General features: G+C 62.9%; 16 protein-coding genes, 1 tRNA gene, 2 rRNA genes and 3 pseudogenes (1 of these 22 cut by a window edge). 10 read left to right on the forward strand and 12 right to left on the reverse strand.

Translation table 11 applies throughout. The features are described 5' to 3' along the window. Positions 1 to 99 precede the first annotated feature (99 nt). The gene (locus ACWPKK_RS17390) at positions 100 to 1,059 is read left to right on the forward strand and encodes a choline sulfate utilization transcriptional regulator (RefSeq protein ID WP_452006542.1); all 960 of its coding nucleotides are present in this window, start codon (positions 100 to 102) and stop codon (positions 1,057 to 1,059) included. Here ACWPKK_RS17390 and ACWPKK_RS17395 read toward each other — a convergent pair. Then, entirely contained in the window at positions 1,053 to 2,606 is a 1,554-nt protein-coding gene (locus ACWPKK_RS17395) for a gamma-glutamyltransferase family protein (protein ID WP_452006544.1), read from the reverse strand. The two genes, ACWPKK_RS17390 and ACWPKK_RS17395, sit on opposite strands and share 7 nt — an antisense overlap. A gap of 136 nt (positions 2,607 to 2,742) precedes the next feature. Beyond that, the gene (locus ACWPKK_RS17400) at positions 2,743 to 3,402 is read right to left on the reverse strand and encodes a substrate-binding domain-containing protein (protein ID WP_452006547.1); all 660 of its coding nucleotides are present in this window, start codon (positions 3,400 to 3,402) and stop codon (positions 2,743 to 2,745) included. 55 nt (positions 3,403 to 3,457) lie between these two features. Between ACWPKK_RS17400 and ACWPKK_RS17405 the strand changes: the two genes are divergently transcribed. Beyond that, on the forward strand, positions 3,458 to 4,168 hold the full coding sequence (locus ACWPKK_RS17405; RefSeq protein ID WP_452006550.1) for an IS6 family transposase: 711 nt from the start codon (positions 3,458 to 3,460) through the stop codon (positions 4,166 to 4,168). A gap of 57 nt (positions 4,169 to 4,225) precedes the next feature. On the opposite strand, the pseudogene ACWPKK_RS17410 reads toward ACWPKK_RS17405, so the two are convergent. From ACWPKK_RS17410 to ACWPKK_RS17430, 5 genes and pseudogenes are all read right to left on the reverse strand, one after another. Beyond that, a pseudogene (locus ACWPKK_RS17410) lies at positions 4,226 to 4,702 on the reverse strand (IS5 family transposase); the annotation flags it as partial. A 450-nt stretch (positions 4,703 to 5,152) separates the two neighbouring features. Then, the gene (locus ACWPKK_RS17415) at positions 5,153 to 6,355 is read right to left on the reverse strand and encodes an ABC transporter substrate-binding protein (protein WP_452006552.1); all 1,203 of its coding nucleotides are present in this window, start codon (positions 6,353 to 6,355) and stop codon (positions 5,153 to 5,155) included. 214 nt (positions 6,356 to 6,569) lie between these two features. After that, positions 6,570 to 7,373 (reverse strand): SDR family NAD(P)-dependent oxidoreductase, encoded by an 804-nt coding sequence (locus ACWPKK_RS17420; RefSeq protein WP_452006555.1) that lies wholly within the window; start codon positions 7,371 to 7,373, stop codon positions 6,570 to 6,572. Positions 7,374 to 7,390: 17 nt separating this feature from the next. Beyond that, positions 7,391 to 8,578 (reverse strand): lipid-transfer protein, encoded by a 1,188-nt coding sequence (locus ACWPKK_RS17425; protein ID WP_452006558.1) that lies wholly within the window; start codon positions 8,576 to 8,578, stop codon positions 7,391 to 7,393. A gap of 71 nt (positions 8,579 to 8,649) precedes the next feature. Beyond that, the gene (locus ACWPKK_RS17430) at positions 8,650 to 10,212 is read right to left on the reverse strand and encodes an AMP-binding protein (protein WP_452006561.1); all 1,563 of its coding nucleotides are present in this window, start codon (positions 10,210 to 10,212) and stop codon (positions 8,650 to 8,652) included. A gap of 222 nt (positions 10,213 to 10,434) precedes the next feature. Between ACWPKK_RS17430 and ACWPKK_RS17435 the strand changes: the two genes are divergently transcribed. Next, positions 10,435 to 11,151 carry a TetR/AcrR family transcriptional regulator gene (locus ACWPKK_RS17435; RefSeq protein ID WP_452006564.1) on the forward strand — a complete coding sequence of 239 codons (717 nt, stop codon included), beginning with the start codon at positions 10,435 to 10,437 and terminating at the stop codon, positions 11,149 to 11,151. A 426-nt stretch (positions 11,152 to 11,577) separates the two neighbouring features. Here the strand turns inward: ACWPKK_RS17435 and ACWPKK_RS17440 are convergent, their stop codons facing one another. Next, positions 11,578 to 12,546 carry an IS5 family transposase gene (locus tag ACWPKK_RS17440; protein ID WP_452006567.1) on the reverse strand — a complete coding sequence of 323 codons (969 nt, stop codon included), beginning with the start codon at positions 12,544 to 12,546 and terminating at the stop codon, positions 11,578 to 11,580. Positions 12,547 to 13,118: 572 nt separating this feature from the next. Between ACWPKK_RS17440 and ACWPKK_RS17445 the strand changes: the two genes are divergently transcribed. The 6 genes and pseudogenes from ACWPKK_RS17445 (at position 13,119) to ACWPKK_RS17470 (ending at position 19,484) form a co-directional block, all read left to right on the forward strand. Continuing rightward, complete coding sequence (locus ACWPKK_RS17445) at positions 13,119 to 14,144, forward strand: ABC transporter substrate-binding protein (protein ID WP_452006570.1); 1,026 nt, start codon at positions 13,119 to 13,121, stop codon at positions 14,142 to 14,144. A 5-nt stretch (positions 14,145 to 14,149) separates the two neighbouring features. After that, positions 14,150 to 15,181, forward strand: coding sequence for a FecCD family ABC transporter permease (locus tag ACWPKK_RS17450; protein ID WP_452006573.1), 1,032 nt, complete (start codon positions 14,150 to 14,152; stop codon positions 15,179 to 15,181). Next, the gene (locus ACWPKK_RS17455; protein ID WP_452006575.1) at positions 15,178 to 15,939 is read left to right on the forward strand and encodes an ABC transporter ATP-binding protein; all 762 of its coding nucleotides are present in this window, start codon (positions 15,178 to 15,180) and stop codon (positions 15,937 to 15,939) included. Before ACWPKK_RS17450 ends, ACWPKK_RS17455 begins: the two co-directional genes overlap by 4 nt. Positions 15,940 to 16,052: 113 nt before the next feature. Then, positions 16,053 to 17,246 carry a porin gene (locus ACWPKK_RS17460; RefSeq protein WP_452006578.1) on the forward strand — a complete coding sequence of 398 codons (1,194 nt, stop codon included), beginning with the start codon at positions 16,053 to 16,055 and terminating at the stop codon, positions 17,244 to 17,246. Between the two features lie 274 nt (positions 17,247 to 17,520). Continuing rightward, positions 17,521 to 18,232, forward strand: a pseudogene (locus ACWPKK_RS17465) (IS6 family transposase). A 224-nt stretch (positions 18,233 to 18,456) separates the two neighbouring features. Further along, a pseudogene (locus ACWPKK_RS17470) lies at positions 18,457 to 19,484 on the forward strand (IS110 family RNA-guided transposase). A gap of 483 nt (positions 19,485 to 19,967) precedes the next feature. On the opposite strand, the gene ACWPKK_RS17475 reads toward ACWPKK_RS17470, so the two are convergent. Continuing rightward, positions 19,968 to 20,258 (reverse strand): hypothetical protein, encoded by a 291-nt coding sequence (locus tag ACWPKK_RS17475; RefSeq protein ID WP_452006581.1) that lies wholly within the window; start codon positions 20,256 to 20,258, stop codon positions 19,968 to 19,970. Positions 20,259 to 20,344: 86 nt separating this feature from the next. On the opposite strand from ACWPKK_RS17475, the gene ACWPKK_RS17480 reads away from it, so the two are divergent. Further along, positions 20,345 to 21,483, forward strand: a protein-coding gene (locus tag ACWPKK_RS17480; protein WP_452006584.1) for an IS3 family transposase whose coding sequence is annotated in 2 segments (ribosomal slippage) — positions 20,345 to 20,600 and positions 20,600 to 21,483 — 1,140 coding nt in all. Because the reading frame shifts where the segments join, the coding sequence is not laid out codon by codon here. A gap of 243 nt (positions 21,484 to 21,726) precedes the next feature. On the opposite strand, the gene ACWPKK_RS17485 is transcribed toward ACWPKK_RS17480, so the two are convergent. The 3 genes from ACWPKK_RS17485 to ACWPKK_RS17495 form a co-directional block, all read right to left on the reverse strand. Beyond that, positions 21,727 to 21,803: transfer RNA gene (locus ACWPKK_RS17485), tRNA-Met, on the reverse strand. Between the two features lie 76 nt (positions 21,804 to 21,879). Next, a 5S ribosomal RNA gene (rrf, locus tag ACWPKK_RS17490) occupies positions 21,880 to 21,995 on the reverse strand. 141 nt (positions 21,996 to 22,136) lie between these two features. Beyond that, a 23S ribosomal RNA gene (locus ACWPKK_RS17495) occupies positions 22,137 to 23,931 on the reverse strand (it continues 951 nt past the right edge of the window).

A 23,931-nucleotide genomic window follows, 5' to 3' on the forward strand; every position in this document is an offset into this window, starting at 1 on the left:
CATACCGTTTGTGGACAGATCCTTGGATGAAGATAGAATTGACGAACCCGGCAAGGAGCGTGAAGCCCCTGTCTGATCATGTTGGCATGAAGGGTGCTCATGGGAAAGGACCGCCTGCCGCCGCTGCGCACCCTGCTTTTCTTCGAGGCGGCCGGCCGGCTGCTCAGCTTCAGCGCCGCCGCCCGCGAGCTTGCCTGCACCCAGTCGGCCGTCAGCCACCAGATCGGCTGGCTGGAGGCCGATCTGGGAACGGCGCTGTTCCGCCGCCTTCACCGCGGGGTGGCGCTGACGCCGGACGGCGTGCGGCTCTACGAGGCGACGCGCGACGCGCTGGACGGCATCGGCGATGCGGTGACCCGCATCCGTGACAGGCACCGGCCGGGGGTGTTGAACGTCGCCACCGATTTCGGCTTCGCCGCCGGCTGGTTGCTGCCGCGCCTCGGCGCCCTGCGCCAGCTGTTGCCCGAGCTGGACGTGCGGATCGTGACGATGCAGAACGCGATCGACCTGCGCCGCGACGCGGCGGACATCGCCATCACCTTCGGCCATGGCCATTGGCCCGGCTGCGAGGCGGAACTCCTGTTCCCGGAACGGGTCCTGCCGGTCTGCAGTCCTGCCTTCCGGGCGAGCCGCGCTCCGTTTGCCGCAGGGGCCTCCACCGGGGCCTCCACCGGCACCTTCGCGTCCCCGGCCGATCTGGCGTCCCTGCCGCTCCTCCATCTGGAAAGCGTCGGGCCGGCCGCATGGCTGTCCTGGGGCGACTGGTTCACCCTGCACGGGCTGCCGATGCCGGCCGGTGGCCAGGACCTGACCTTCAACAATTACCCGCTGGTCCTGCAGGCTGCCCTGATGGGCCAGGGGGTGGCGCTGGGATGGAGCCCGCTGATCGACGAGCTGATGCGGGACGGGCATCTGGTCGCCCTGCTCGACCGGCCGATCCAGACGGAAAGGGGCTATTTCCTCGTCGTCCCCAGCCGGCGCAAGCCGAATGAGCGGCGCGACCGCTTCCGCCGCTGGGTGGTCGAGGAAAGCCGGCGGGACGGAGCCCGGCATCAATAGCCGAGCGCGCACCCGTCCTTCCGGTGGTCGGAACCGCCCAGGAGGGTTCCATGCTCCCAATCGATGGCGATGGCCTGGGCACCGCCGATCGCCCAATTGGGTGCCGTCACGGTGAAGCCCCGGCGGACCAACTCCGCCCCAGCCCTGGTGCGGATTGCCGTCTCCGCTTCCACGCTGCGGGTGCCGGGCAGGGGGAACAGGCGCGGCAGTTCGATGGCGTTCTGGATGTCCAGGCCGTGGTCGAACAGCTTTGACAGGAAATGGGCATGGCCCATCGCTTGGTAATGCCCGCCCATGACGCCGAAGGTCAGGCTGACGCGCCCGTTTTCGGTGACCATGCCCGGAATGATGGTGTGCATCGGCCGCTTGCGCGGCGCCACCATGTTCAGATGCCCGTCGACCAGGGAAAAGCTCTGGCCCCGGTTGTGGAACAGCACGCCGGAGCGGGGCGCCATCAACCCGCTGCCATAGGGATGGAAGATCGAACTGATGAAGCTGACCGCCGTGCGCTGCTTGTCGACCACGGCGATGTAGACCGTGTCCTTGTGCTCGACACTGTCGAACACTCCGCCGATCTCCAGCGCGTCGGACAGCAGATGCTCGACCATCGACGATCCGGTCTGCGCCGGATCGGCCAGGAAGGCGTCGCGCGCGGCATAGGCGAGCCGCGTCGCCTCGATCTCCACATGCAGGCTGTCGGGGTCGAGCGGATCGCCGGCGGGCCGGAAGCGTTTGAGAATGTTCAGGATCATCAGGGCGATGATGCCCTGTCCGTTCGGCGGGCATTCGTGGATGGTGCGGCCGCGATAGTCGGTGCTGATCGGCGTGACATACTCGCCTCTGGCCTCGGCGAAATCCTCCGGGCTGTGGAAGCCGCCGGCCGCCCGCAGGGTCTCCACCATGTCCCGGGCGACGGCGCCGCGGTAGAAGGCGTCCGGCCCCTCGCGCCCGATGGCCTCCAGCGAGTCGGCCAACAGCGGCTGGGTCTGGACGGTGCCGGCCGCGGGGGCTTCACCGTCCACCAGGAAGGTGGCGGCGGCGGCCGGGTCCCGGCGCAGCAGATCGGTCTGCTGGGCGAGGTCGTGCGACACCCGTGGCGTGATGACGTAACCTTCGCGCGCCATGGCGATGGCCGGGGCGAAGACCTCGCTCAGGGGCAGGCGGCCATGGTCGGCGACCAGCCGCGTCCAGGCATCCACCGCCCCCGGCACCGTGACCGCGTGGGGGGAGTGGCGGTCGATCGCGGTGATGCCCGCCGCCCGCAGGCGCTCCAGCGTCATCGCCGCCGGGGTGCGGCCGGAGCCGTTATAGGCGCGGATGTCGGTCCCGCACTGGGGAGCGACCATGGCGAAACAGTCGCCGCCAATCCCGGTCGAACCCGCTTCCACCACGCTCTGGACCGCACAGGCCGCCACGGCCGCATCGATCGCCGTGCCGCCGGCCTTGAGGATCTCGACCGCCGTCAGGGTTGCCGCCGGGTGCGAGGTGGCGGCCATGCCGTTGCGGCCCATGGCGAGCGAACGGCCGGGTTCTTCGAAGTTGCGCATGGTCTTCGTAGGCTCCCCGACGTTGGTCTTTCGCGGTGAAGGGCTGCATGCGAGGGTCAGCATCCACCGCGCCAACACGATGGTATACCAAATCCCAATTCGACAGGCGGATCTGAAGGGGGGCAGCGTACTGCCGTCAGCGGCCGGCGATCTCCTCCCGCGTCAGGGTCATGAACAGATCGACCACTGGCGTCGTCGCCCGGTCGCTGTGGACCGCGATCTGGAACGGCGCGTGATAGGACAGCACGCGCGGCAGCAGGACGTGCAGCCGTCCGGCCTGGACGCAGGGGGCGGCGTAGTGGTCGGGCAGATAGCCGAGATAGCGGGCGGACAGGATCAGCCGGGCGGCCCCCTCCATGTCGCTGACGGTCGCATGCGGTGCGCTGATCGCGAAGATCTTGATGTCGCGCGCCCCCCAATAGCTGCGGGCGACCAGCCGGTGACGGCGCACCTCGTCCAGATCGACCATATCGTCCGGACGGTCGAACAGCGGATGGCCGGCACCGCAGAAGAACAGGTTGGTTTCCGTGTAGAGGTCGATGTAGGAGAGGCCCGGCACGATCCGCGGAAAGCCGGCGATGGCGAGGTGCAGCCCGCCGCCGATCACGTCGCGCAGCAGCTCGTTGGGCGGCCGGGTGGAGATGGAGAGGTTGACCTCGGGGGCGGCATCGGCGAAGCGGGTGATCACGCGTTCCAGCGGGAAATTGGGATCGGTCAGCGTGTTGTCCACCAGCCCGATGCTGAGGGTGCCGGTCAGGCGGTCGCGCAGCCCCCGCACCCGAGCGCCGAACGGCATCGTCACATAAACTGCGGGGCTAGCGAGCTGGAGGTGCGCTAGGCATGGTAGCGGGATGAGACGTGAGCCCGATCCCCATTACCGCCACCGCTTCCCGGCCGAGCTGATCGCGCATGCGGTTTGGCTCTACCATACATTCCCGCTCAGCTTTCGGGATGTCGAACTGCTCCTGGCCGAGCGCGGCGTTGAGGTTTCCTATGAAACGGTGCGGCGCTGGTGTCGCAAGTTCGCCCAGACCTTTGCCAACCGGCTACGCCGTCGGCGTCCCCGTCCCGGCGATCGCTGGCACTTGGATGAGGTGTTCATCAAAATCAACGGCGTGCAGCATTACCTGTGGCGCGCGGTCGATCAGGAGGGTGTGGTGCTCGACATCCTGGTGCAGAGCCGGCGCAACACCAAGGCGGCAATGCGCTTCTTCAGGAAGCTGTTGATAGATTTGCGCTACGTGCCCCGCGTCGTCGTTAGCGACAAGCTGAAGTCGTATGCCGCCGCAAAAGTGAAGATCATCCCCGGCGTGGAGCACCGGCAAAGCCGGTATCTCAACAACCGCGCCGAGAACTCGCACCAGCCGACCCACCTGCGTGAGCGACGGATGAAGCGCTTCAAGTCACCCCGGCACGCCCAGCAGTTTCTCTCCGCCCACGGCCCCATTCATCAGCATTCCCACCCGAGCCGCTACCTTATGACGGCCGCCGAATATCGAGCCTATCGAACCAGCGCCTTCGCCGTCTGGCAGCAGGAGACGTGTGCCCGCAAAGTGACCTGATGGGTGGAGGTGGGCGGCGGCACCCACCCTCCTTGCATCGCTCAAGTTAACGTGACGATGCCCCCCGGCCTTGTCATGAAGATCGGCCGGATGCACCCGCACCTTCAGAAGATCACCTTCCGTATCGACTAAGGTCTGCCGCTTCCGCCCGCTGACCTTCTTGCCGCCATCATAGCCACGTGGCCCCCCGGCCTCGGTTGTCTTCACAGATTGACTGTCGATGACTGCCGCCGTTGGTTGGGCTTTGCGGCCACGCCGGGTTCGATACTGCTCGCGCAGCACCGCATTGACCTGTTCCCACTTCCCGCTTTTGCGCCAGCGACGGAAGTGGTCGTACACGTCCGCCCAGGGTGGTAGATCATGAGGCATCATGCGCCAGGAGATGCCTCCACGCAGGACATACAGGCATCCGTCAATGATGCGCCTCAGATCATGTTTCCGCTGCGCTCCACGATGCTCACTTTTCGTGAAGAGTTTTGAGACGGCAGCCCACTCTTCGTCGGTCAGATCTGATGGATATCGGTTCGTTGACATGCGATTGTCTCCTATGGCGGCGACATAGCATGCATTATCAACAGGGCACCTGGGCTCAGCATCCCAATCCAACTTCAACGCTGCATTTGCTCTATTTTCTTCTCAACAGCCTCTTAGTAGATTTTGAGTCACAATACATCAAAGAGGAGCAACAATATTCGAACGCCTAACAGAGCCGGTTTGACATTCAGAAAAACCAAAAATCCAGAACATCAAACCGGTATTTGACAGGTTCCTGCCGCGAACACGCTCCTCTTGACCGGGACATCATAGCTTCGTCCCCACTTCGATGGATGTATCCGGGCCGGCGTGGGCAATCAGGGCCCCTGCGAGATTTTTCGTCAGACTGCCGAGCGATGCGGATAAGACAGCATCGGAAAAGCCTCACCAAGTTGAACCGCTGCGATCATCGCAGTCTCATGCTCGGGCTGTGATGATGTGGTTCGCCGGCTATTTCACCAGCGGGCAACCGCCTTTGTCCATGGGGCGGAAGGCCTCGTCTCCTGGAATCGTGGCAAGCACCTTGTAGAAGTCCCAAGGCCCTTTCGATTCTTCCGGCGATTTAACCTGCATCAGATACATGTCATGGACCATACGTCCATCCGCGCGCAGCTTACCACCCTTTGCGAAGGCGTCGTTCACGGGCATCTCGCGCATCCGTGCGACCACCGTCTTGGCATCATCCGTGCCGGTGGCTTCGATCGCCTTGAGGTACTGACGCACCGCCGAATATACGCCGACCTGGATCATGCTCGGGAATTTTCCGGTCCTGTCCATGAAAGCCCTCGCGAAGGCGCGGCTGTCATCGTCCCGATCAGCGTTCCACCCGTCGATGAAGACAAGTCCCTTTGCGGATTTGAGACCCAGAGATTTGATATCGCTGGGGAACAGCATAAGGCTGGTCAGCACCTGTCCGCTTTCAGGCAGTCCAAATTCTTCGGCCTGCTTGATGCTGTTGACGGTATCCGCGCCGGCGTTTGCTAGAGCAACCACCTTGGCTCCGGACGCCTGCGCCTGCAACAGGTAAGAAGAAAAGTCCGCTGTGTTGAGCGGATGACGAACCGCTCCGACGACCTTCCCGCCGCTGGCCTTCAAGGCAGTGGAAAGTGACCCTTCCATGGCGTAACCGGCGTTATAATCCACCACCAGCATAAACCAGCTGTCACCCAGCAACTTTCTCCCGTACTTCCCCAAACCTTCAGACAGGCTATAAGTATCGTACGTCCAATGGGCCGAAGTCGGGGAACATGCCTCGCCGGTCATCTGCGCGGCGGCACCACCCGATATCAGAAAGGCCCGGTTCTTGCGCTTGGTTATTTCCTGCACGGCCAGGGAAACGGACGAATTTGGAACATCGGCGATCACATCCACTTGATCGACATCAATCCACTTATTCGCCAACGAGGCGCCGATATCTGCCTTGTTCTGGTGGTCGGCGAAAATCAACTCAATGGGTTTTCCGGCAACCTTGCCACCCATCTCCTCGATTGCCATTCGGGCCGCTTCGACCGAGCCCATGCCGGTCTGCTCCGAATAGCCACCCGACATGTCGTTCAAGACGCCGATCTTTACCTTGTCATCGGTAATTTGCGCCTGCGCCGCCGTTGCCAGGGCAAATACGCATGCGGCAGCACCAGAAACCCAGAACCTCATGGTGTTTCCTCCATCTTATGTTTCGTGCCTTGCAACCGGAGCGGCTTGCGCCGGATCAAGGCCCGTCGTTCTCGTGTGATTGGAAACTTCAATACTGAAGCAGCACGACGGCTCCGGGCTGAAGGCTTCTGGAGCCGGGTTTCCAGCAGCACCCATTGGTTGGCGGACCTGCGCTGCCCATTGCGTCGACCGGCAAGAAGCCGGTCGGCTTTCTCTATGGCCGCGCCGGCGTTACCACCTGTTGAGACAGGCCGCCGTCCACCAACAGTTCCATGCCGGTCACGTACCGGGAGTCATCGCAGGCCAGATACAACGCAGCATGGGCGACGTCCCAGGCATCACCCATCTTGCCGGTGGGACACATGGCGTCGCGCTGCGCCACCATGGCATCCACGTCGCCATAGAACTTGGCCAAAGGTTCGACGATCATCGGCGTATTCATCAACCCCGGCAAGATCGTGTTCACTCTGATATTCTTGGCGGCATATTGCATGGCCACGTATCGGGAGAAGCCATTTACGGCAGATTTGCTTGCACCGTAGGAAACATACGGCACGCCAGCCCAACGCACACTGGCCAGGGAACTGATGTTGATGATGGAGCCACTGCCCTGCCGCTCCATTTGCGGCAGCACATGCTTGCAAGCCAGGAACATGCTTTTGACGTTGACGTCGAAGACCAGATCCCACTTTTCTTCCGACAACTCGACAGGCCCGCCCAGTTCCGCGATGCCGACGTTGTTCACTAATACGTCGATGCGTCCGAAGCGGTGGATGCATGCATCCACCACCCGCAGCACGTCGGCGGACACGGTCACATCGGCTCGCTCGGCCTCGCAGACGCCGCCTTCAGCGGCGATGCGATTTCGAGTTTCCTGTGCGGAAGCGAGATCCCGATCCACGGCGATGACGCTGGCGCCCTCTCGGGCAAACAACATCGCCATCGCCCGGCCATTGCCGACGCCGGACCCGATGGAGCCGGCACCGAAAACGAGCGCCACTTTTCCCTGAAGTCGCATGGTGCTTGCTCCTTTGATCACTGCGTACGGCCGTAGAGCGTCACCACGGTCGCGCCGCCGAGCCCGGCATTGTGCTGCAGCGCCATGCGTGCGCCGTCCACCTGTCTGGCCTCGGCGCTGCCCCGCAACTGGTGGGTAAGCTCGAAGCATTGCGCGAGGCCTGTCGCACCCAGGGGATGCCCCTTCGACAGCAGGCCGCCCGAGGGATTCACTACGACCTTTCCGCCATAGGTGTTGGCATCGTCCTGCACGAAAGCCTCGCCTTCGCCCAGACCGCAGAAACCCAATGCCTCGTAGGTCATCAACTCGTTCTGGGTGAAGCAGTCATGCAACTCGCAGACATCGATGTCCTCGGGACCAACCCCAGCGGCTTCGAACACCAGACGCGCAGCCTCGCGGGAGGTGTCGTAGCCGACGGCCGAAATGGCGCTCCGGTCGTCAAAGGTGCCGGGCCTGTCGGTTACCAGCGACTGGGCCAGGATACGCACCGCCGGATCGAGGCCGTGCTTTCGGGCAAAGCCGCGGCTGACCAGCAGTGTAGCGGCGGCGCCACAGGTCGGCGGACACGCCATCAGACGTGTCATCACGCCGGGAACGATGGCCGGCGTTGCGAGGACTTCCTCGGCGGTCACCTCCTTGCGGAACAAGGCCAGCGGGTTGCGCGCAGCATGGCGGCTCGCCTTGGCCCGAATTTTTGCGAAGGTCTCCAGCGACGTCTGGTAGCGATCCATGTGCTCCTTGCCTGCTGCGGCGAAGTAACGGATCGCCATCGGCAGTTCGGCATGACCGAAGGTCTGTTCCACAACGTCGCTGAAACGGTCCAGCGGATCGGGACGATCGCTCCAATGGGTTTGCAAAGCCCCCCGCGGCATCTGCTCGAACCCCACGGCCAACACACAGTCCGCTGCACCGCTGGCAATCGCCTTGCGTGCCAGATAGAGCGCGGTCGACCCTGAAGAGCAGTTGTTGTTGACGTTGATGATGGGAACACCGGTCATGCCGACTTCGTAGACGGCACGCTGGCCGCTGGTGGAGTCGCCGTAGACATAACCGGCATAGACTTCCTGGACGTCACCGTAGGCAAGCCCCGCATCCTGTAGCGCCTGCCGGATTGACTGAGCCGCCATGTCGGGATAGGGAAGGTTATCGCCAGGCTTCTTGAACGGGGTCATGCCGATACCGGCAACCAGAACTTCGTTTTGCATGGATGTCACTCCCAGGGCTTCGCATGGGGCGCCGCCCGTGATGGCATTGATGTTGACGGGATGTCGGCTGCCTAGACCATCCGCTCCTGGTCCTGCCAGTAGCGCTTGCGGACCTCTTTCTTGAGGACCTTGCCCACGCTGCTGCGCGGAAGCTGACTGACGATCTCGATATCCTTGGGAGCCTTGACGCTGCCCAATCGGGCCTTGACGAACTGGATCAGGTCGGCTGGTTCGACCGATTGTTCCGGCCGTACCTCGATGACGGCTTTGACGGCCTCACCCCACTTCTCGTCCGGCACCCCGATCACCGCACAGTCCTTCACGGCCGGATGGGCCATGACTGCCGCCTCGACTTCAGACGAAAAGACGTTGAACCCCCCCGTGACGATCATGTCCTTCTTGCGGTCGACGATGAAAAGGAAACCGTCCTCATCGAAGTAGCCGATGTCGCCCGTGCAGTGCCAGCCGTGGCGCCGCACTTCCGCGGTCGCATCCGGGGCCTTGTAATAGCCGGGCGTGACGATATCGCCTTGAGCGACGATCTCGCCGACCGCTCCGGGTTCATCGAGCAGGTTGCCGTCCTCGTCCATGATCGCCACCCGTGTGAATGGGCAGCGGCGCCCAGCACTCAGGAGCCGCTGGCGAGGAGCGATCTGGTCGTCGACGAAATGGTCCTCGACCCGCAGAACGGTGATGGCCGCCGGCACCTCCGCTTGGCCATAGATCTGCATCATGACCGGGCCGAAGATTTCGATGGCCTCAGCCAGCTTGTCGGGAGACATGGGAGCCGCACCGTAAACGAGATAGCGCAGCGCGGAGAAATCGAAATCGCGGATGTTGGGCTGCGCCAGCAAAGTGTATATGACAGTCGGAGGCAGGAACAACTTGTTGACCCGCTCCCGCTCCATCACCCTCAGCAGCTTCTGCGGCTCGATCCCGTCCATCAGGACGACGCGCGCCCCCCGGGCCAGAAATGGCATCGTGATGAGGCCCGCCGTGTGTGTGATGGGTGCTGCAGCCAGGACGGTCATTCCGTCCGTCACCTGCATCGCCGACATGTGGCTGGCGAAGGTCATTGCCACATTGCGGTTGGTGAGCATGACGCCCTTGGAGCGGCCTGTCGTCCCGCCTGTCCCGATGATCAGGGCCAATGCCTCGGGCTGTGACGGAACGGCGTTCATTCGAAGCGGATGGCCATGCATCAGTCGGTCGAGAGACAGATCGGTTCCGTCCGTCTCCTCAAGGGAAACGTAAAGACGAATGCCGGGCAATGTTTTGCGGATGGCCTCAACTTGGTCGGCGTAGCGCGCCTGATAGAAGAGAACATCGCAGTCCATGTCCTTGAGGAACTCGATGTTCGTATCCACACTGTTGCGCGCATTGACCGGCAGCCAGACGCCCTGCGCTCTCAGAACTCCCAGCAGCGCCGTGAATGCGCCGGCGGTGTTGCCGCTGAGAACCGCACCATGAAAGCCCGGTTCGAAACCGAGCGCATGCAGAGCATGTGCGATCTGACAGGTCTTGGCCTTGGTTTCAGCGTAGCTGGCACTTGGCGCACCGTTGCCGCTGTCCACGAAGCACGGGGAGGCGGGATGGCTGTCAGCACCAGCATCAAAATAATCAATCAGATTCATCGTTGTCTTCCTCCCAGCCCCGACTACTGTTTCACTGGGTATCCGTGCGAGGTCGTCAGCAGATCCTGCTCGGGGGAGGGGCAGTTCGTCCGCGGCGCACTGCATCACACCCTTAACCCAATCAGGTATCTTCGGTACCAGAAAGCATTGTTTGGTACCATTAAACTGTTTTTGGTACCTTAGCAAGCGTTTTGGTACCGACATAATCAGGGGAGCGTACTTATGGCGAAAGTGGTTTCGGATGAGGAATTTCTGGACGGGCTTACCCGCCTGTTTCTTGCGGAAGGCATCAACAACCTGACAGTCGGTGAGATCGCCAAACGGATGCGCTGCTCACGCCGCCGGCTCTACGACATTGCGCAAACAAAGGAAGACCTTTTTCACATTGTGGTTGAGCGCCTTTTCAGGGGATTGCTGGATAAGGGAAATGCCCTGATCGGCAGCCAGCAGGACCCCACGATCACACTGGCTGAATACCTCGATATCGGCTTGCAGGCGGTGGGGCGAATGTCTGCTGCATTCTTTAAAGACATTGAGGCCTCAATACAGAACCGAGATAGCTTCGATGCATATCAACAGGGTCGCGCAGCCGGCCTTGCGCAGTTGATTGATAAAGGTGTAACTCAAGGAGTTTTCGTTCCTTGCCATGGGCAAGTAGTGGCGGAAACTATCCTTGGAGCTGCCCTAAGACTGCGGCGTCCGACTTTCCTTACGAGATCTGGCCTCACCATGGAAGAGGCATTTCAAGAACTTTACCGTGTCTTGCTTGGGGGGTTATTGGTTGATGCTAAAATCCTGAGAACCAGTTCGGGAAATATTGTGCCGATGAATAGTAATGCAAAAAATTACCCTCGAGAGGACTCGTCACAACTTCCATCGACTGACGGGAGAAATGATGACGCAGATAGAATGCTTCTGGCAGCGTGGAATCGACCCTGATAATTTGAAAATAGGCACTGTCTTGATCCGGTCGAACACCTCCTCGATGCGCTTTCGGCAACGTTGGCTCGGCGATCATCCGACAAAAGGAGCCTGTTCCAAAAGCCGCTCCCCTTCCGCCAAAACCAGCGTGGTGCGTGGATGGGGGATTGGCGGCGGCTTGCGGCTTGGCGTAGAAGCTGTATCCCGTTGATGCCTGCCACCCCGTCGACCGATGCCGTTCAAACACCACGCTGCCCACCGCCAGCAGTTCCCTCGCGCCAAGTACCGTGTGACGAACTGGTCGACGTATGAATCTGGGCTGCGTCAGCGCGGCAGTTTGACCATCTGGTTCAGCGAGGAGGCCATTCAGGCCAGGCGAGCCGCCCCGCGGGACGTTGGTGCAGAAATCAGCGTTTGGGCGGACTTCGCCCTATCCCAGGGTGTTCAGGTGGCGCGGCGGGACGCCGGCATGCCGAGGCCGGTCATGATGTTGATCACCTTGCAGGCGATCTTGGCCTCGGTCTTCTGTCGAGGCAGAGTCCGGGCGTGGAGGCTGCGACCGATCAGCGTCTTGTAGCGCAGCATCGCGACTTCCCCGAGGGAGCGGCGGCCGTAATCGACGGCGCGTTGCCAACCAGCCCGGCCACGTTCCTTGATCATCCGGATGTGCCGGTCGCGTTGAGTTGGAGCGGTTTCGGTCGTGTCGCTTGGCACGGCGGTCGAGCGGGGTGGGATGACCACTGCGGCGTCGGGCGTGTGGCCCGTGACGGCTTGGTAGATTGGCTCGCCATCGTACGCCCCGTCGGCCAGCACCGTGCCGATCGGGCGGGCGATCTGGTCGAGCAGCGGACCGAGCAGGGAGGCATCCCCCTCCTCGTTCGACGTCAACGCCGATGCCAGGATCTCACCGGTGTCCGGATTGACCGCCAAGTGCAGTTTGCGCCAACTCCGGCGCGCGTGGCCGCCATGCTTTTCCAGATGCCACTCGCCCCGGCCGAACACCTTCAGCCCCGTGGAGTCGATGACCACGGTGACCGGCCCGTCCGTCCTGACCAGCGCCGACGCGATCTCAAGATCGGCGCTACGGCGGGAGAAGGTCGTGTGATCCGGGACCGGCAGGTCCAGGCCGAGCAGGCGCATGAGCGAGCCCAGCAAACCCTCGGTCTGCCGCCATGGCCGGCCGAACGCAAGACGCAGCATCAGCCCGGCTTCGATCGCCACGTCCGAGTAGCGCGCTGGCCGGCCGCGTCGGCTCGAAGCCGGCGGCGTCCAGGTGGCGATCGCCTCCGGCGTCACCCAGATCGTCAGGTCGCTGCGCCGACGCAGCGCCGCATCGTAGGCCGACCAGTTCTCCACACGGTAGCGCGCCTTCGGGATCTTGTGACGGTGGGCCTCGTTGGCCTTGTACGGCATCGGACTCTTGGCTTCAGCATGGGCTGATCCTTTACCCGCTCGCCCTCCCGGCCGCCACCACTCCGGTCCTTTTTGCACCAACGTCGCGACCAAAGGCTGTGCTTCTCTCCACCGGTCGAGCCGAATGACTCTTGACTTGCAAACGACAATCGTTATCATTTTCAAAACGTCTGCACCTCGATGCGAACACAAACCTCCATGATCGATGTAGAAAACAGCACCCGTCCGGAGCGCCGAGAGGGTAATTTTATGCTTTGAGCCAATATACTTTGCTATGCAAAACTCGTTCTCTTGACTCTTTTTATTGCTCGCAATTGAGATTTTGATTGCGGGCCTATTGCCTAGGACGCTGCTCGCCCGCGGCGATCGGCATGAGCAGCCTCACCGGGACATGCGCCACATCATTGCCACCCCGCCCCGAGCGAAGCCCGCGATCCGCAATGGCATGACCGTGCCGACGCCGGAAAAGCGCCCGCTCGCCCATCCTCGCACGGCAGGCGCCACCGCTCCCCATCGCAGCCGACGGACCACCAACGGCGCACCGTAACGACAAACCGGCCTGGAACATTCCCATGACCTTTGTAAAATCACTCCTGACCGCTGCCACCCTGTTCGCGGCGGCCAGCCTTGCCGCGGCGCCCTCCTTCGCCGGAAAAACGAGCTATCCGCTGATCATCGAGAATTGCGGTGCCCAGGTCACGATCCAGAAGGCTCCGCAACGGGCGATCGGCCTCGGCCAGAACAGCGCCGAAATCCTTCTGCTCCTCGGCCTGCAGGACAGGATGGTCGGCACCGCCTTCTGGCCCAGCAAGGTCATGCCGCAGTTGGCCGAGGCGAACGCCAAGGTCAAGCTGCTGACCGTCGAGTTCCCGACCTTTGAATCGATCCTGGTCGAAAACCCGGATTTCGTCTCGGCGGCGCTGCCCGTCCTGCTCGGCCCGAACAGCAAGGTCGCCAAGCGCGGCGATTTCGAGAAGGTCGGCGTCCCGGCCTATCTGTCGCCCAGCACCTGCCTCGACACCAAGAACTCCAAGGATGCGTATGGCACCCGTGCGCAGCTCTGGAGCATGGATCAGCTCTATCAGGAGATCGACGAGCTGTCCCAGATCTTCGACGTCGCGGATCGCGGTCAGGCAGTGATCGCCGATTTCAAGGCGCGCGAGGCGGCCATCCGCGCCAGCGTCCCCAAGGACGGCCGGAAGCTCTCCTACGTCTTCTGGTTCTCCAGCCCCTCGCCGTCCGCCGACGCCTATCTCGGCGGCAAGAACGGCGCGTCGGGATTCATTGCCGACTTGCTCGGCGGCACGAACGCCATCGCCTCGGAATCGGAATGGCCGACGTTGGGTTGGGAGGGCATCATCGCCGCCAATCCAGATGTCATCGTCGTGGCCAGTCTCGACCGCAACCGGTGGGAACTCGACAGGACCGATGCCAAGATCAAGTTCCTGACCACCGATCCAGCGGTCAGCCAGATGCCCGCGGTCAAGAACAAGGCCATTGTCGTCATGGACGGCCAAGCGATGAATCCGACCATCCGCACTCTCTACGGTGCCGAACAGGTGGCCGGGCAACTGAAAGACCTCGGGTTGCTGAAGTGACGGGCATGGGGCAGTCGCTCGGGCGGTTGACCATGCTGGGGGGCATGCTTGCGGCCTCCCTAGCAGCCATCGCTCTCGTCATCGCGGTCAGCGTGGGGATCGGCGATCTGCCGATTCCGCTTTCCACGACCTTCCACGCCATGACCAACCGGCTGGGATGGACCTCGGTCGAGCTGAGCCGCATCCATGAGACCGTGATCTGGGACTACCGGCTCAGCCGGGCGCTGGTCGCGGCCTTCTGCGGTGCCGGCCTTGCGCTGTCGGGGGCGCTCATGCAATCGCTCCTGCGCAACCCGCTCGCCGAGCCCTATGTGCTGGGCATTTCTGCCGGTGCGTCGACCGGCGCCGTCGCAATTGTCATCCTCGGCGTCGGGGCCGGCGCGGTCTCGCTGTCGATGGGGGCCTTCGCCGGCGCCTTCGCCGCCTTCCTGTTCGTGGCCCTGCTGTCGAACGGCACGCGCGGCGGCGCCGACCGCACGATCCTGGCCGGCGTCGCCGCCTCCCAGCTGTTCAACGCCGCCACGTCCTACATCGTGACGACGTCCGGCAATGCGCAGCAGGCGCGTGACGTGATGTTCTGGCTGCTCGGCAGCTTCAGCGGCGCGCGTTGGCCGGAATTTATGCTGGTCTCCATCGTGGTGAGCGGCGGCCTCGTGGCCTGCCTGCTCGCCGCGCGCGTCCTCGACGCCTTCGCCTTCGGCGACGAATCCGCTGCGGCCCTCGGCGTCGATGTCGGCCGGGCGCGGCTCCTGCTCTTCGCGCTGACCGCGCTGATGACGGCGACCATCGTCAGCATGGTCGGCTCGATCGGCTTCGTCGGCCTCGTGGTGCCGCATGCCGCCCGCTTCCTCGTCGGCCCGATGCACATCCGGCTGCTGCCGGCCTGCGCCATCGCGGGCGCGATCTTCATGGTGGCGGCCGACATCGCGTCGCGCGTCCTGATCCCGCAGCAGGTCCTGCCGGTCGGCGTCGTCACGGCGCTGGTGGGCGTGCCCTTCTTCTCGGTCATCCTCTACCGGTTCCAGCGTGCGTCATGAGCTTTAAGACCGAACGTCTCACATGGGGAATTGGCGGCAAGACCGTGCTCGACGCGGTTTCGCTGGAAGCCCGGCCGGGCGAGATGCTCGGGCTGCTGGGACCGAACGGGTCCGGCAAGACCTCGCTTCTGCGCCTGCTCGCCGGGCTGAAGCAGCCGCAATCCGGCAAAGTCCTTCTCGACCAGACGGACCTGCGGACCATTCCGCGCCGGTCCGTCGCGCAGCGCGTCGCCTTCGTCGAGCAGCATGCGACGACGAACGCCAACCTGAAGGTCATCGACGTCGTGAAGCTCGGGCGCTTTCCCCACCGCTCCCTGTTCTCGGGCTGGTCGCGGGCGGACGAGGAGGCGGTGGACGGCGCGCTGGAAAAGGCCGGGATGACGGCGAAGCGCAACGACTTCTGGCACAGCCTATCCGGCGGCGAGAAGCAGCGCGCCCACATCGCCAGGGCGCTGGCGCAGACGCCGAAGGAACTGATCCTGGATGAGCCGACCAACCACCTCGACATCCAGCACCAGATCGCGCTGCTGAAGCTCGTCTCCGAGCTTGCGGTCACCAGCATCACCGCCCTTCACGATCTCAACCACGCGGCAATGTTCTGCGACCGGCTGGTGGTCCTGAAACAGGGGCGGATCGTTGCGACCGGGTCGCCGGACGAGGTGCTGACCGAGGATTTGCTGAGGACCGTCTTCTCGGTCGAAGCCCGCGTGGAAGTGTCCTCCCATCACGGTCGGCCCCACATCCATTATCTCCGCTGATCCTCATCGCGAAACGAACGTGCCTGCGGACAGGCCACCCGGCGCGGAAACGGCGCGTCCAGGATGGGTTCCCGCCGATTTTTTCAGAAACCGTCGTCATGGAGTCAAAAGCTGTGAATCGTTTTCTGCTGGCGGGCTGCGCCGCGGTCACTCTCGCAACGGGTGCCGGCGCCGCCAATGCCCAGGCCAAGTTCGACGTGAAGGTCAGCGGCGACGCCTATTTCGAAGCCGGCTACGTGAGCCAGGACCTGGACGCCAACACCCGGTCGAGCGAATTCCGCAACCGCCTGCGCGTCAACATCATCCCGACCGCCAAGGCCGACAACGGCCTGGAATATGGTGCGCGCATCCGCATGCGTGCCAACAGCGGCGCCGATAATGTCCGCAGCATGGACGCTGACCGCGCCTTCATCTTCGTGCAGGGATCCTTCGGCACGCTCCGCGTCGGCGTCAGCAACTCCTTCAGCGACGAGACCTACATCTCGGCGCCGTCCGACTACGTGTCGGCCTTCGTCGAGCAGCCCGCCTTCTGGGTCGGCCCGAACAACAACATCAACGGCACGACGGCCGGCTCCCTGGCCTTCGGAGCGGTTCAGACCTCCCGCAACACCATCCTCTATCCGGCCCTGGCCGTTGAATCCAACTCGACGAAGATCGTCTATTTCTCGCCTCGCCTTGCAGGCCTGCAGTTGGGCGCCAGCTATACCCCGCGCAACGACAGCAGCAACACCGACGTAAGCCGGTCGCAGTACACGGCGAGCAGTGCCGCCAACATCATGGGAACCGGCATCTTCGAGGACATCTGGGAGGTCGGCGCCAACTACAACAACAGCTTCGGCGGTGTCTCGGTCAAGGCCAGCACCGGCTACATGGGTGGCAGCGCGGTCGCCGGCGCTCCGGGGATCGCCTACAACGACCTGACCGGCTGGCAGGCCGGCGTCATCATCGGCTATGCCGGCTTCTCCGTCGGCGGCAGCTACACCGACTTCAACCGGTCGGGCGAACGCCAGTCCTTCGCCGCCGCCGGGGCGCCTGTCACCGAAGCGCAGCGCAACTGGACGGCCGGCATCCAGTATGCCTCCGGGCTCCTGACCGTCGGCGCCAACTACAAGTTCGGCGCGGATGCCGGGCGCACCGACACGCCGGGCAGCCGCCATGTCAACGTTTATGAGGTCGGCGTCAGCTACACCGTCGCACCGGGTCTGACACTGCAGGCCCAGTACGACTATGTCGACACCAAGGGCGAGGTCAGTACCCTGAACGACAAGGCGAACGTCGTCCTGGCGCGCTCCGTCCTGGCATTCTGAAGCGCGGCCCGTCCAAGCGGACGGAACACCGAAAGCGCACGGTCCGCCGGAGCATCGATATGCACCAGCGGACCGTGCTCGCCATGGCCGAGCGGCTCCGTCGACGGCCCATTACGGAAGCACTACTTTGGCATTTCCAACGTGATGGCGAGAGGAGCGCGCTGTTTTGCAGTCTAAGGGATGACCTGCACTGGAGGCGGTTCTGTTGCAAAGTTTGCCGGCATGCGGAGATCGGATAAAACCCAGCCCTGTCGGTGGCTGGGGTGACACGGTAGTGCGCAGCAGGAAGAGCCCGTTCAAGGGGCGGCAGTTCACGGCCGAGGTGATCCTATGGGCAGTGCGCTGGTATCTGCAGTTCCCGATCAGCTACCGCGATCTGGAACGGATGCTGGCCGCCCGCGGCGTCGCCGTCGATCACACAACCATCTTCCGCTGGATCCAGGCCTACGCGCCGGAATTGGACAAACGCCTGCGTCCGCACCTGAGCATGACCACCGTCTCCTGCGGGTGGACGAGACCCACGTCAAGGTGAAGGGCCGCTGGATGTATCTGTACCGCGCCGTAGACGCGCGTGGGCAGACGATCGACTTTCTGCTCACGCCAAGCGCGATGCCGCCGCCGCGCGGCGTTTCTTCCGCAAGGCGTTGAAGCAGGCGCATACGGTGAACCCGCGCACCCTCACCGTGGACAAGAACGCCGCCTATCCGAGCGCGACCAAGGCGATGAAGAAGGAGGGCGAGCTGTGGCTCGTCGCCAAGCTCCGTCAGCTCAAATATCTCAATAACATTGTTGAACAGGATCACCGTCGCATCGAGCGGTTGGTCCGGCCGGGGCTTGGCTTCAAGAGCTTCCACACCGCGCGCCGGACGATCGCGGGCTAGGGGATCCTGGCGATGGTCCGCAAAGGGCAGATCGTCGCCATGCCCGCCGACGACATGCCCGTCCAGGTGACCTTCATCGCCCACCTGTTCGGTGTTGCCGCCTGACGATGTGGGCGCCGCGACTCTCCGCGCCTACCGTCAAACTTTGCAACGGAACCGCTTAAAGCAGCATCCTGCCCAGCACGGGCTAGGACGCCTCTGCTACGAACATGCTCTCAGTTCCTGTAACAGTGGCCGACAAGTTGATGGTGTGGACGAACGCTGCTCCCGGCATCGAGGTGCCATAGATTAGTGGTTGCAGACTCCCACCTGACGAGAGGGCCGTCCACATGAGCATTGTCACCGTCGGTCTCGATCTTGCCAAGCACGTCTTCCAGGTTCATGGCGTTGATGAAGCCGGAAAGGTGGTCGTGCGCCGGCAGCTTCGCCGGGAGCAGGTGGAGGCGTTCTTTCGTGGCTTGACGCCTTGCCTGGTCGGTATGGAGGCGTGCGCGACGGCTCATCACTGGGCGCGTCTCATCAGGGCTCTCGGCCATGAGGTCCGGTTGATCCCGCCGCCCCGGGTCAAGGCCTACGTCCAGCGCGGCAAGAAGAACGACGCCGCCGATGCCGCGGCCATCGCCGAGGCCGTGACCCGGCCGCAGATGGCCTTTGTTCCGATCAAGAGCGAAGACCAGCAAGCGGTTCTGGTCCTTCACCGCTCCCGTGACCTGCTGGTCCGCCAGCGTACCATGCTGCTCAATGCCCTGCGCGCTCATTTGGCGGAATTTGGCATCTAGGGGCGCAGGGCCCCCGGAGGCTGGTCGAGTTGATCGATCGGCTGAGCGATCTGCCGATCCCCGAGTTGGTTCGCTTGGCCCTGGGGGAATTGGTCCAGCAGGTCGAGAGCTGCAGCGCGCGGATTGCGGCCCTGGAGAAGGCCATCCTGGCGTGGCATCGCACCACCGAGGCCAGTCGCAATCTGGCCACCATTCCTGGCATCGGGCCGATCACCGCCTCGGTGCTCGCCGCCACCGTCACCGATCCGAGCGCGTTCAAGAACGGCCGCCATCTGGCCGCGTGGCTGGGGCTGGTGCCGCGGCAGAATTCCAGCGGCGGCAAGGATCGGCTCGGCGGCATCACCAAGGCTGGCGACCGCTCACTCCGCCGTCTTCTGGTCATGGGCGCCACCACGGTGATCCGCTATGCCCGCAGCAAAGCGCCCGGCGAGGGCGAGTGGCTGAAGGGCCTGCTGGCCCGCAAACCGGCTCGGCTGGCCAGCATCGCGCTGGCCAACAAGATGGCCCGCATCGCCTGGGCGGTGCTCAGCCGCCGCGACGTCTACCGCAAGACTGTCCCGGTTCTGGCGGTTACCTGAGCCGTCAGCGCCAGGAGCATCCGGAGCGGATTGTCCGCCCGTCCGCGGAACCTGATAGCGTCCACGCACGTGGTGGAAATTCGCTGGTCGCCCTGGAGTGGGGCATGCCCCACCCCAGGGCGGCGGCCCGTGCGCAAGAGGTGGTCATTGGATTGGTCGGCTAGAGTGGAGTTGCAACGCTTCAACTCGAACCGAAAGACGAACCCAATGACCGATGACAGTATGGTATGGACCTGCTTTCTCCCGTCGCGTCCCATGCTGGTGCCGGCCCATTGCAGAACGGCGGCATGCACATGCCAGTGTCCACTCGATCCGGTGCATCGTCACGTGCCTCATCGCTGCATGCCGGTCCGCTTCTCTCTGCCGATCAGGACCAATGCAGAAGGCTCGGCTTTGTCGGAGATAATGGAATGGGGTGGGCACCGGTCACGGTGCCCACCCCATTCTTTGCTGACCGGAGCCGTGGCTTCGTGGCGCGCCGGCTCAGCCCTGCAGACTCTTGTCCGCATCCACGAAGCCAAACTGCTTCTGCTCCTTGTTGTCCGTCGGCTTCCGCGTGCGCATGGTGGCGGTGCCGGTCTTCTCCGCCGCCGTTCCGGCGGGCGACGCGATCTTGGTACCTGGCACCTTCTTGATCGGCCTTGCCGCCATAGCGGCCCTGGTGCTCTTCGTCTTCTCCCTTTTGCCGGTCTTCGTTCCGTGGCCATCCTGCACGTAGGTGCTCAGGCCCGAGGCATCGATGACCAGGCCCTGCTCCGTCAGCCAGTCGGCCATCGCCTTCCAGGTCCAGCCTGTGAGATGGTCCCCGTTTCCCGGACAGTGGGATAAGCTTGGTTCGCCGAGGAAGAAGGACGGACCCGATGACGGGGAAACGGAAGCGGTATTCGGCAGAGTTCAAGGCGAAGGTGGCGCTGGAGGCGATCCGTGGCGAGCTTACGGTGTCGCAGTTGGTGGCCAAGCACGGCGTACACCAGACGCTGATCAACGCCTGGAAGAAACAGGCGATGGAGGGGATGGCCGGTGTGTTCTCCGGCAAGGCTGAAGCTGCTGAATCCAGCCATCAGGGCGAGGTGGAGAAGCTGCACGCGATGATCGGCCAGTTGGTCGTGGAGCGGGATTTTTTGCGCAAGGCCTCCGGTCGATGAGCATCGGTCGGAGGCGGGAACTGGTCGAGGCGGATCATCCGCGTCTGTCGATCACCCGACAGTGCGAGCTGGTTTCGATCAGCCGGTCCAGCTACTACGGACCGGCCAAAGGCGAGCCGGCCGAGAACCTGGAGCTGATGCGGCTGATCGACGGTCAGTTCCTGGAAACGCCCTGGTACGGCAGTCGGCAGATGACCCGGCATCTGCGCCGGCACGGCCACCAAGTCAACCGCAAGCGGGTTCGCCGCCTGATGGTGCGGATGAGCTTGCAGGCGGTTTACCAGCGCCCGAAGACGACAGTGCCACACCCTGAACACAAGATCTGGCCGTACCTGCTGCGCGACCTGACCATCGACCGCCCCGATCAGGTGTGGTGCAGCGACATCACCTACATTCCCATGCGCCGCGGCTTTCTGTACTTGGTGGCGGTGATGGACTGGGCAACGCGCAAGGTCCTGAGCTGGCGTCTGTCGAACACCATGGACGTCGAGTTCTGTATCGAAGCCGTGGAGGAGGCGATGACACGCTACGGCCGGCCGGACATCTTCAACACCGATCAGGGCAGCCAGTTCACCAGCCCACGTTTCACCAGCCTCTTGACCTCGGCCGGCATCCGGGTATCGATGGACGGGCGCGGCCGGTGGATGGACAACGTCTTCATCGAACGGCTGTGGCGATCGATGAAGTACGAGTGCGTCTATCTCCACGCCTTCGAGACCGGCAGCGAGGCCAGAGCCGGGATCGGCCGCTGGATCAATTACTACAACGCCGACCGCCCACACTCCGCGCTCGCCGGCAGAACCCCGGCAGAGGCCTACGACGGCACACCGAACCAGATCAGAGTGGCGGCATAACAGGAACCAGAGCCAAGCTTATTTCAGCCGCAAATCTGTCCCGGAAACGGGGACCAGCTCAGATGGCCGCGATGGAGATGATCCGGTCCATGGTCGACCGTGTCGTGCTGTCCCCCTGCCCCTCGGGCGCCGGGCTGGAGGCGCAGCTTCATGGCGACCTGCTGGCGATCCTTGAGGCGTGCGCCGAAGAGGACCCGAAACGCCGACAGCCCGCCTCGTGGGAGGCGGGCTGTCAAGTGTCGGTGGTTGCGGGGGCAGGATTTGAACCTGCGGCCTTCAGGTTATGAGCCTGACGAGCTACCGGGCTGCTCCACCCCGCGGATGTCTCGGTATGGGATGTGGACGGTGAGGATGCGAGCGTATTTGCTTCGGTTTGACGTCTCTTGAGCCTGAGTGACCTGGCGGCGACCTACTCTCCCACGTCTTAAGACGCAGTACCATTGGCGCGGAGGCTTTTCACGGCCGAGTTCGGGATGGGATCGGGTGTTTGACACCTCGCCATGACCACCAGGTCACCAAGGCTCAAGACCGACGCTTCCGAAGCGTATCGCTGTTCAGTGCAAGTGAGGTGAGGATGTATCGAACGGCTGTGCGCTGGTCAAGCACTGCTTGGAACAGGCTTGCTGCTGCGCATGGCGCGGTAATGTGGGGTCGAGATCAAGCCGATCGAGCGATTAGTAAGGCTTAGCTTCAGACATTGCTGTCCGTCCACATGCCTCCTATCGACGTGATGGTCTGTCACGGCTCTCAAGGGAGCTCTGGTTTAGAGGTGGGTTTCCCGCTTAGATGCTTTCAGCGGTTATCCCGTCCATACTTAGCTACCCGGCCATGCCACTGGCGTGACAACCGGTGCACCAGAGGTATGTCCATCCCGGTCCTCTCGTACTAGGGACAGATCCTCGCAAAACTCCGACACCCACGGCAGATAGGGACCGAACTGTCTCACGACGTTCTAAACCCAGCTCACGTACCACTTTAATCGGCGAACAGCCGAACCCTTGGGACCTGCTCCAGCCCCAGGATGTGATGAGCCGACATCGAGGTGCCAAACGACTCCGTCGATATGGACTCTTGGGAGTCATCAGCCTGTTATCCCCGGCGTACCTTTTATCCGTTGAGCGATGGCCCGTCCACGTGGAGCCACCGGATCACTATGGCCGACTTTCGTCTCTGCTCGACTTGTCAGTCTTGCAGTCAGGCGGGCTTATGCCATTGCACTCGACGAGCGATTTCCGACCGCTCTGAGCCCACCATCGCGCGCCTCCGTTACACTTTGGGAGGCGACCGCCCCAGTCAAACTACCCGCCATGCAGGGTCCCGGACCCGGATCACGGGCCACGGTTAGATGCCAGAGACTTCAAGGGTGGTATTTCAAGGTTGGCTCCACCCGGGCTGGCGCCCGGGCTTCCAAGCCTCCCACCTATCCTACACATGAAGTCCCTAGCACCACTGCAAAGCTGTAGTAAAGGTGCACGGGGTCTTTCCGTCTGACCGCGGGAACTCCGCATCTTCACGGAGAGTTCAATTTCGCTGAGTTGGTGTTGGAGACAGCGGGGAAGTCGTTACGCCATTCGTGCAGGTCGGAACTTACCCGACAAGGAATTTCGCTACCTTAGGACCGTTATAGTTACGGCCGCCGTTTACCGGGGCTTCAATTCAAGGCTTGCACCTCTCCTCTTAACCTTCCGGCACCGGGCAGGCGTCAGACCCTATACGTCGCCTTGTGTGGCTTCGCAGAGCCCTGTGTTTTTAGTAAACAGTCGCTACCCCCTGGTCTGTGCCCCCCGCCATGGCTTGCGCCACAACGGGGCCCTCTTCTTCCGAAGTTACGAGGGCAATTTGCCGAGTTCCTTCAACACCATTCTCTCAAGCGCCTGGGTATACTCTACCAGTCCACCTGTGTCGGTTTGGGGTACGGTCTATACGGCGGGGCTATTTCCTGGAACGGGTCCACAGCATGTCCAATCCGATAAGGACATACACGCTTTCCCATCCGTCACCTCCGCCAGGCCCACGATTATTAACGTGGTTCCCATCGACTACGCCTTTCGGCCTCGCCTTAGGGGCCGGCTCACCCTGCGTGGATTAACCTTGCGCAGGAACCCTTGGACTTTCGGCGACAGTGTTTCTCACACTGTTTGTCGCTACTCATGTCAGCATTCTCACTTCCGATACCTCCAGGCGGCCTCACGGACACCCTTCGCAGGCTTACGGAACGCTCCGCTACCACGTGATCAAAGATCACATCCGCAGCTTCGGTACACGGCTTGAGCCCCGATACATTTTCGGCGCAGGCCGGCTTAACTAGACCAGTGAGCTATTACGCTTTCTTTAAAGGATGGCTGCTTCTAAGCCAACCTCCTGGTTGTCATGGCCTTCCCACATCCTTTCCCACTTAGCCGTGATTTGGGGACCTTAGCTGGCGGTCTGGGCTGTTTCCCTCTCGAC

It is taken from the genome of Azospirillum largimobile (genome assembly GCF_977007025.2).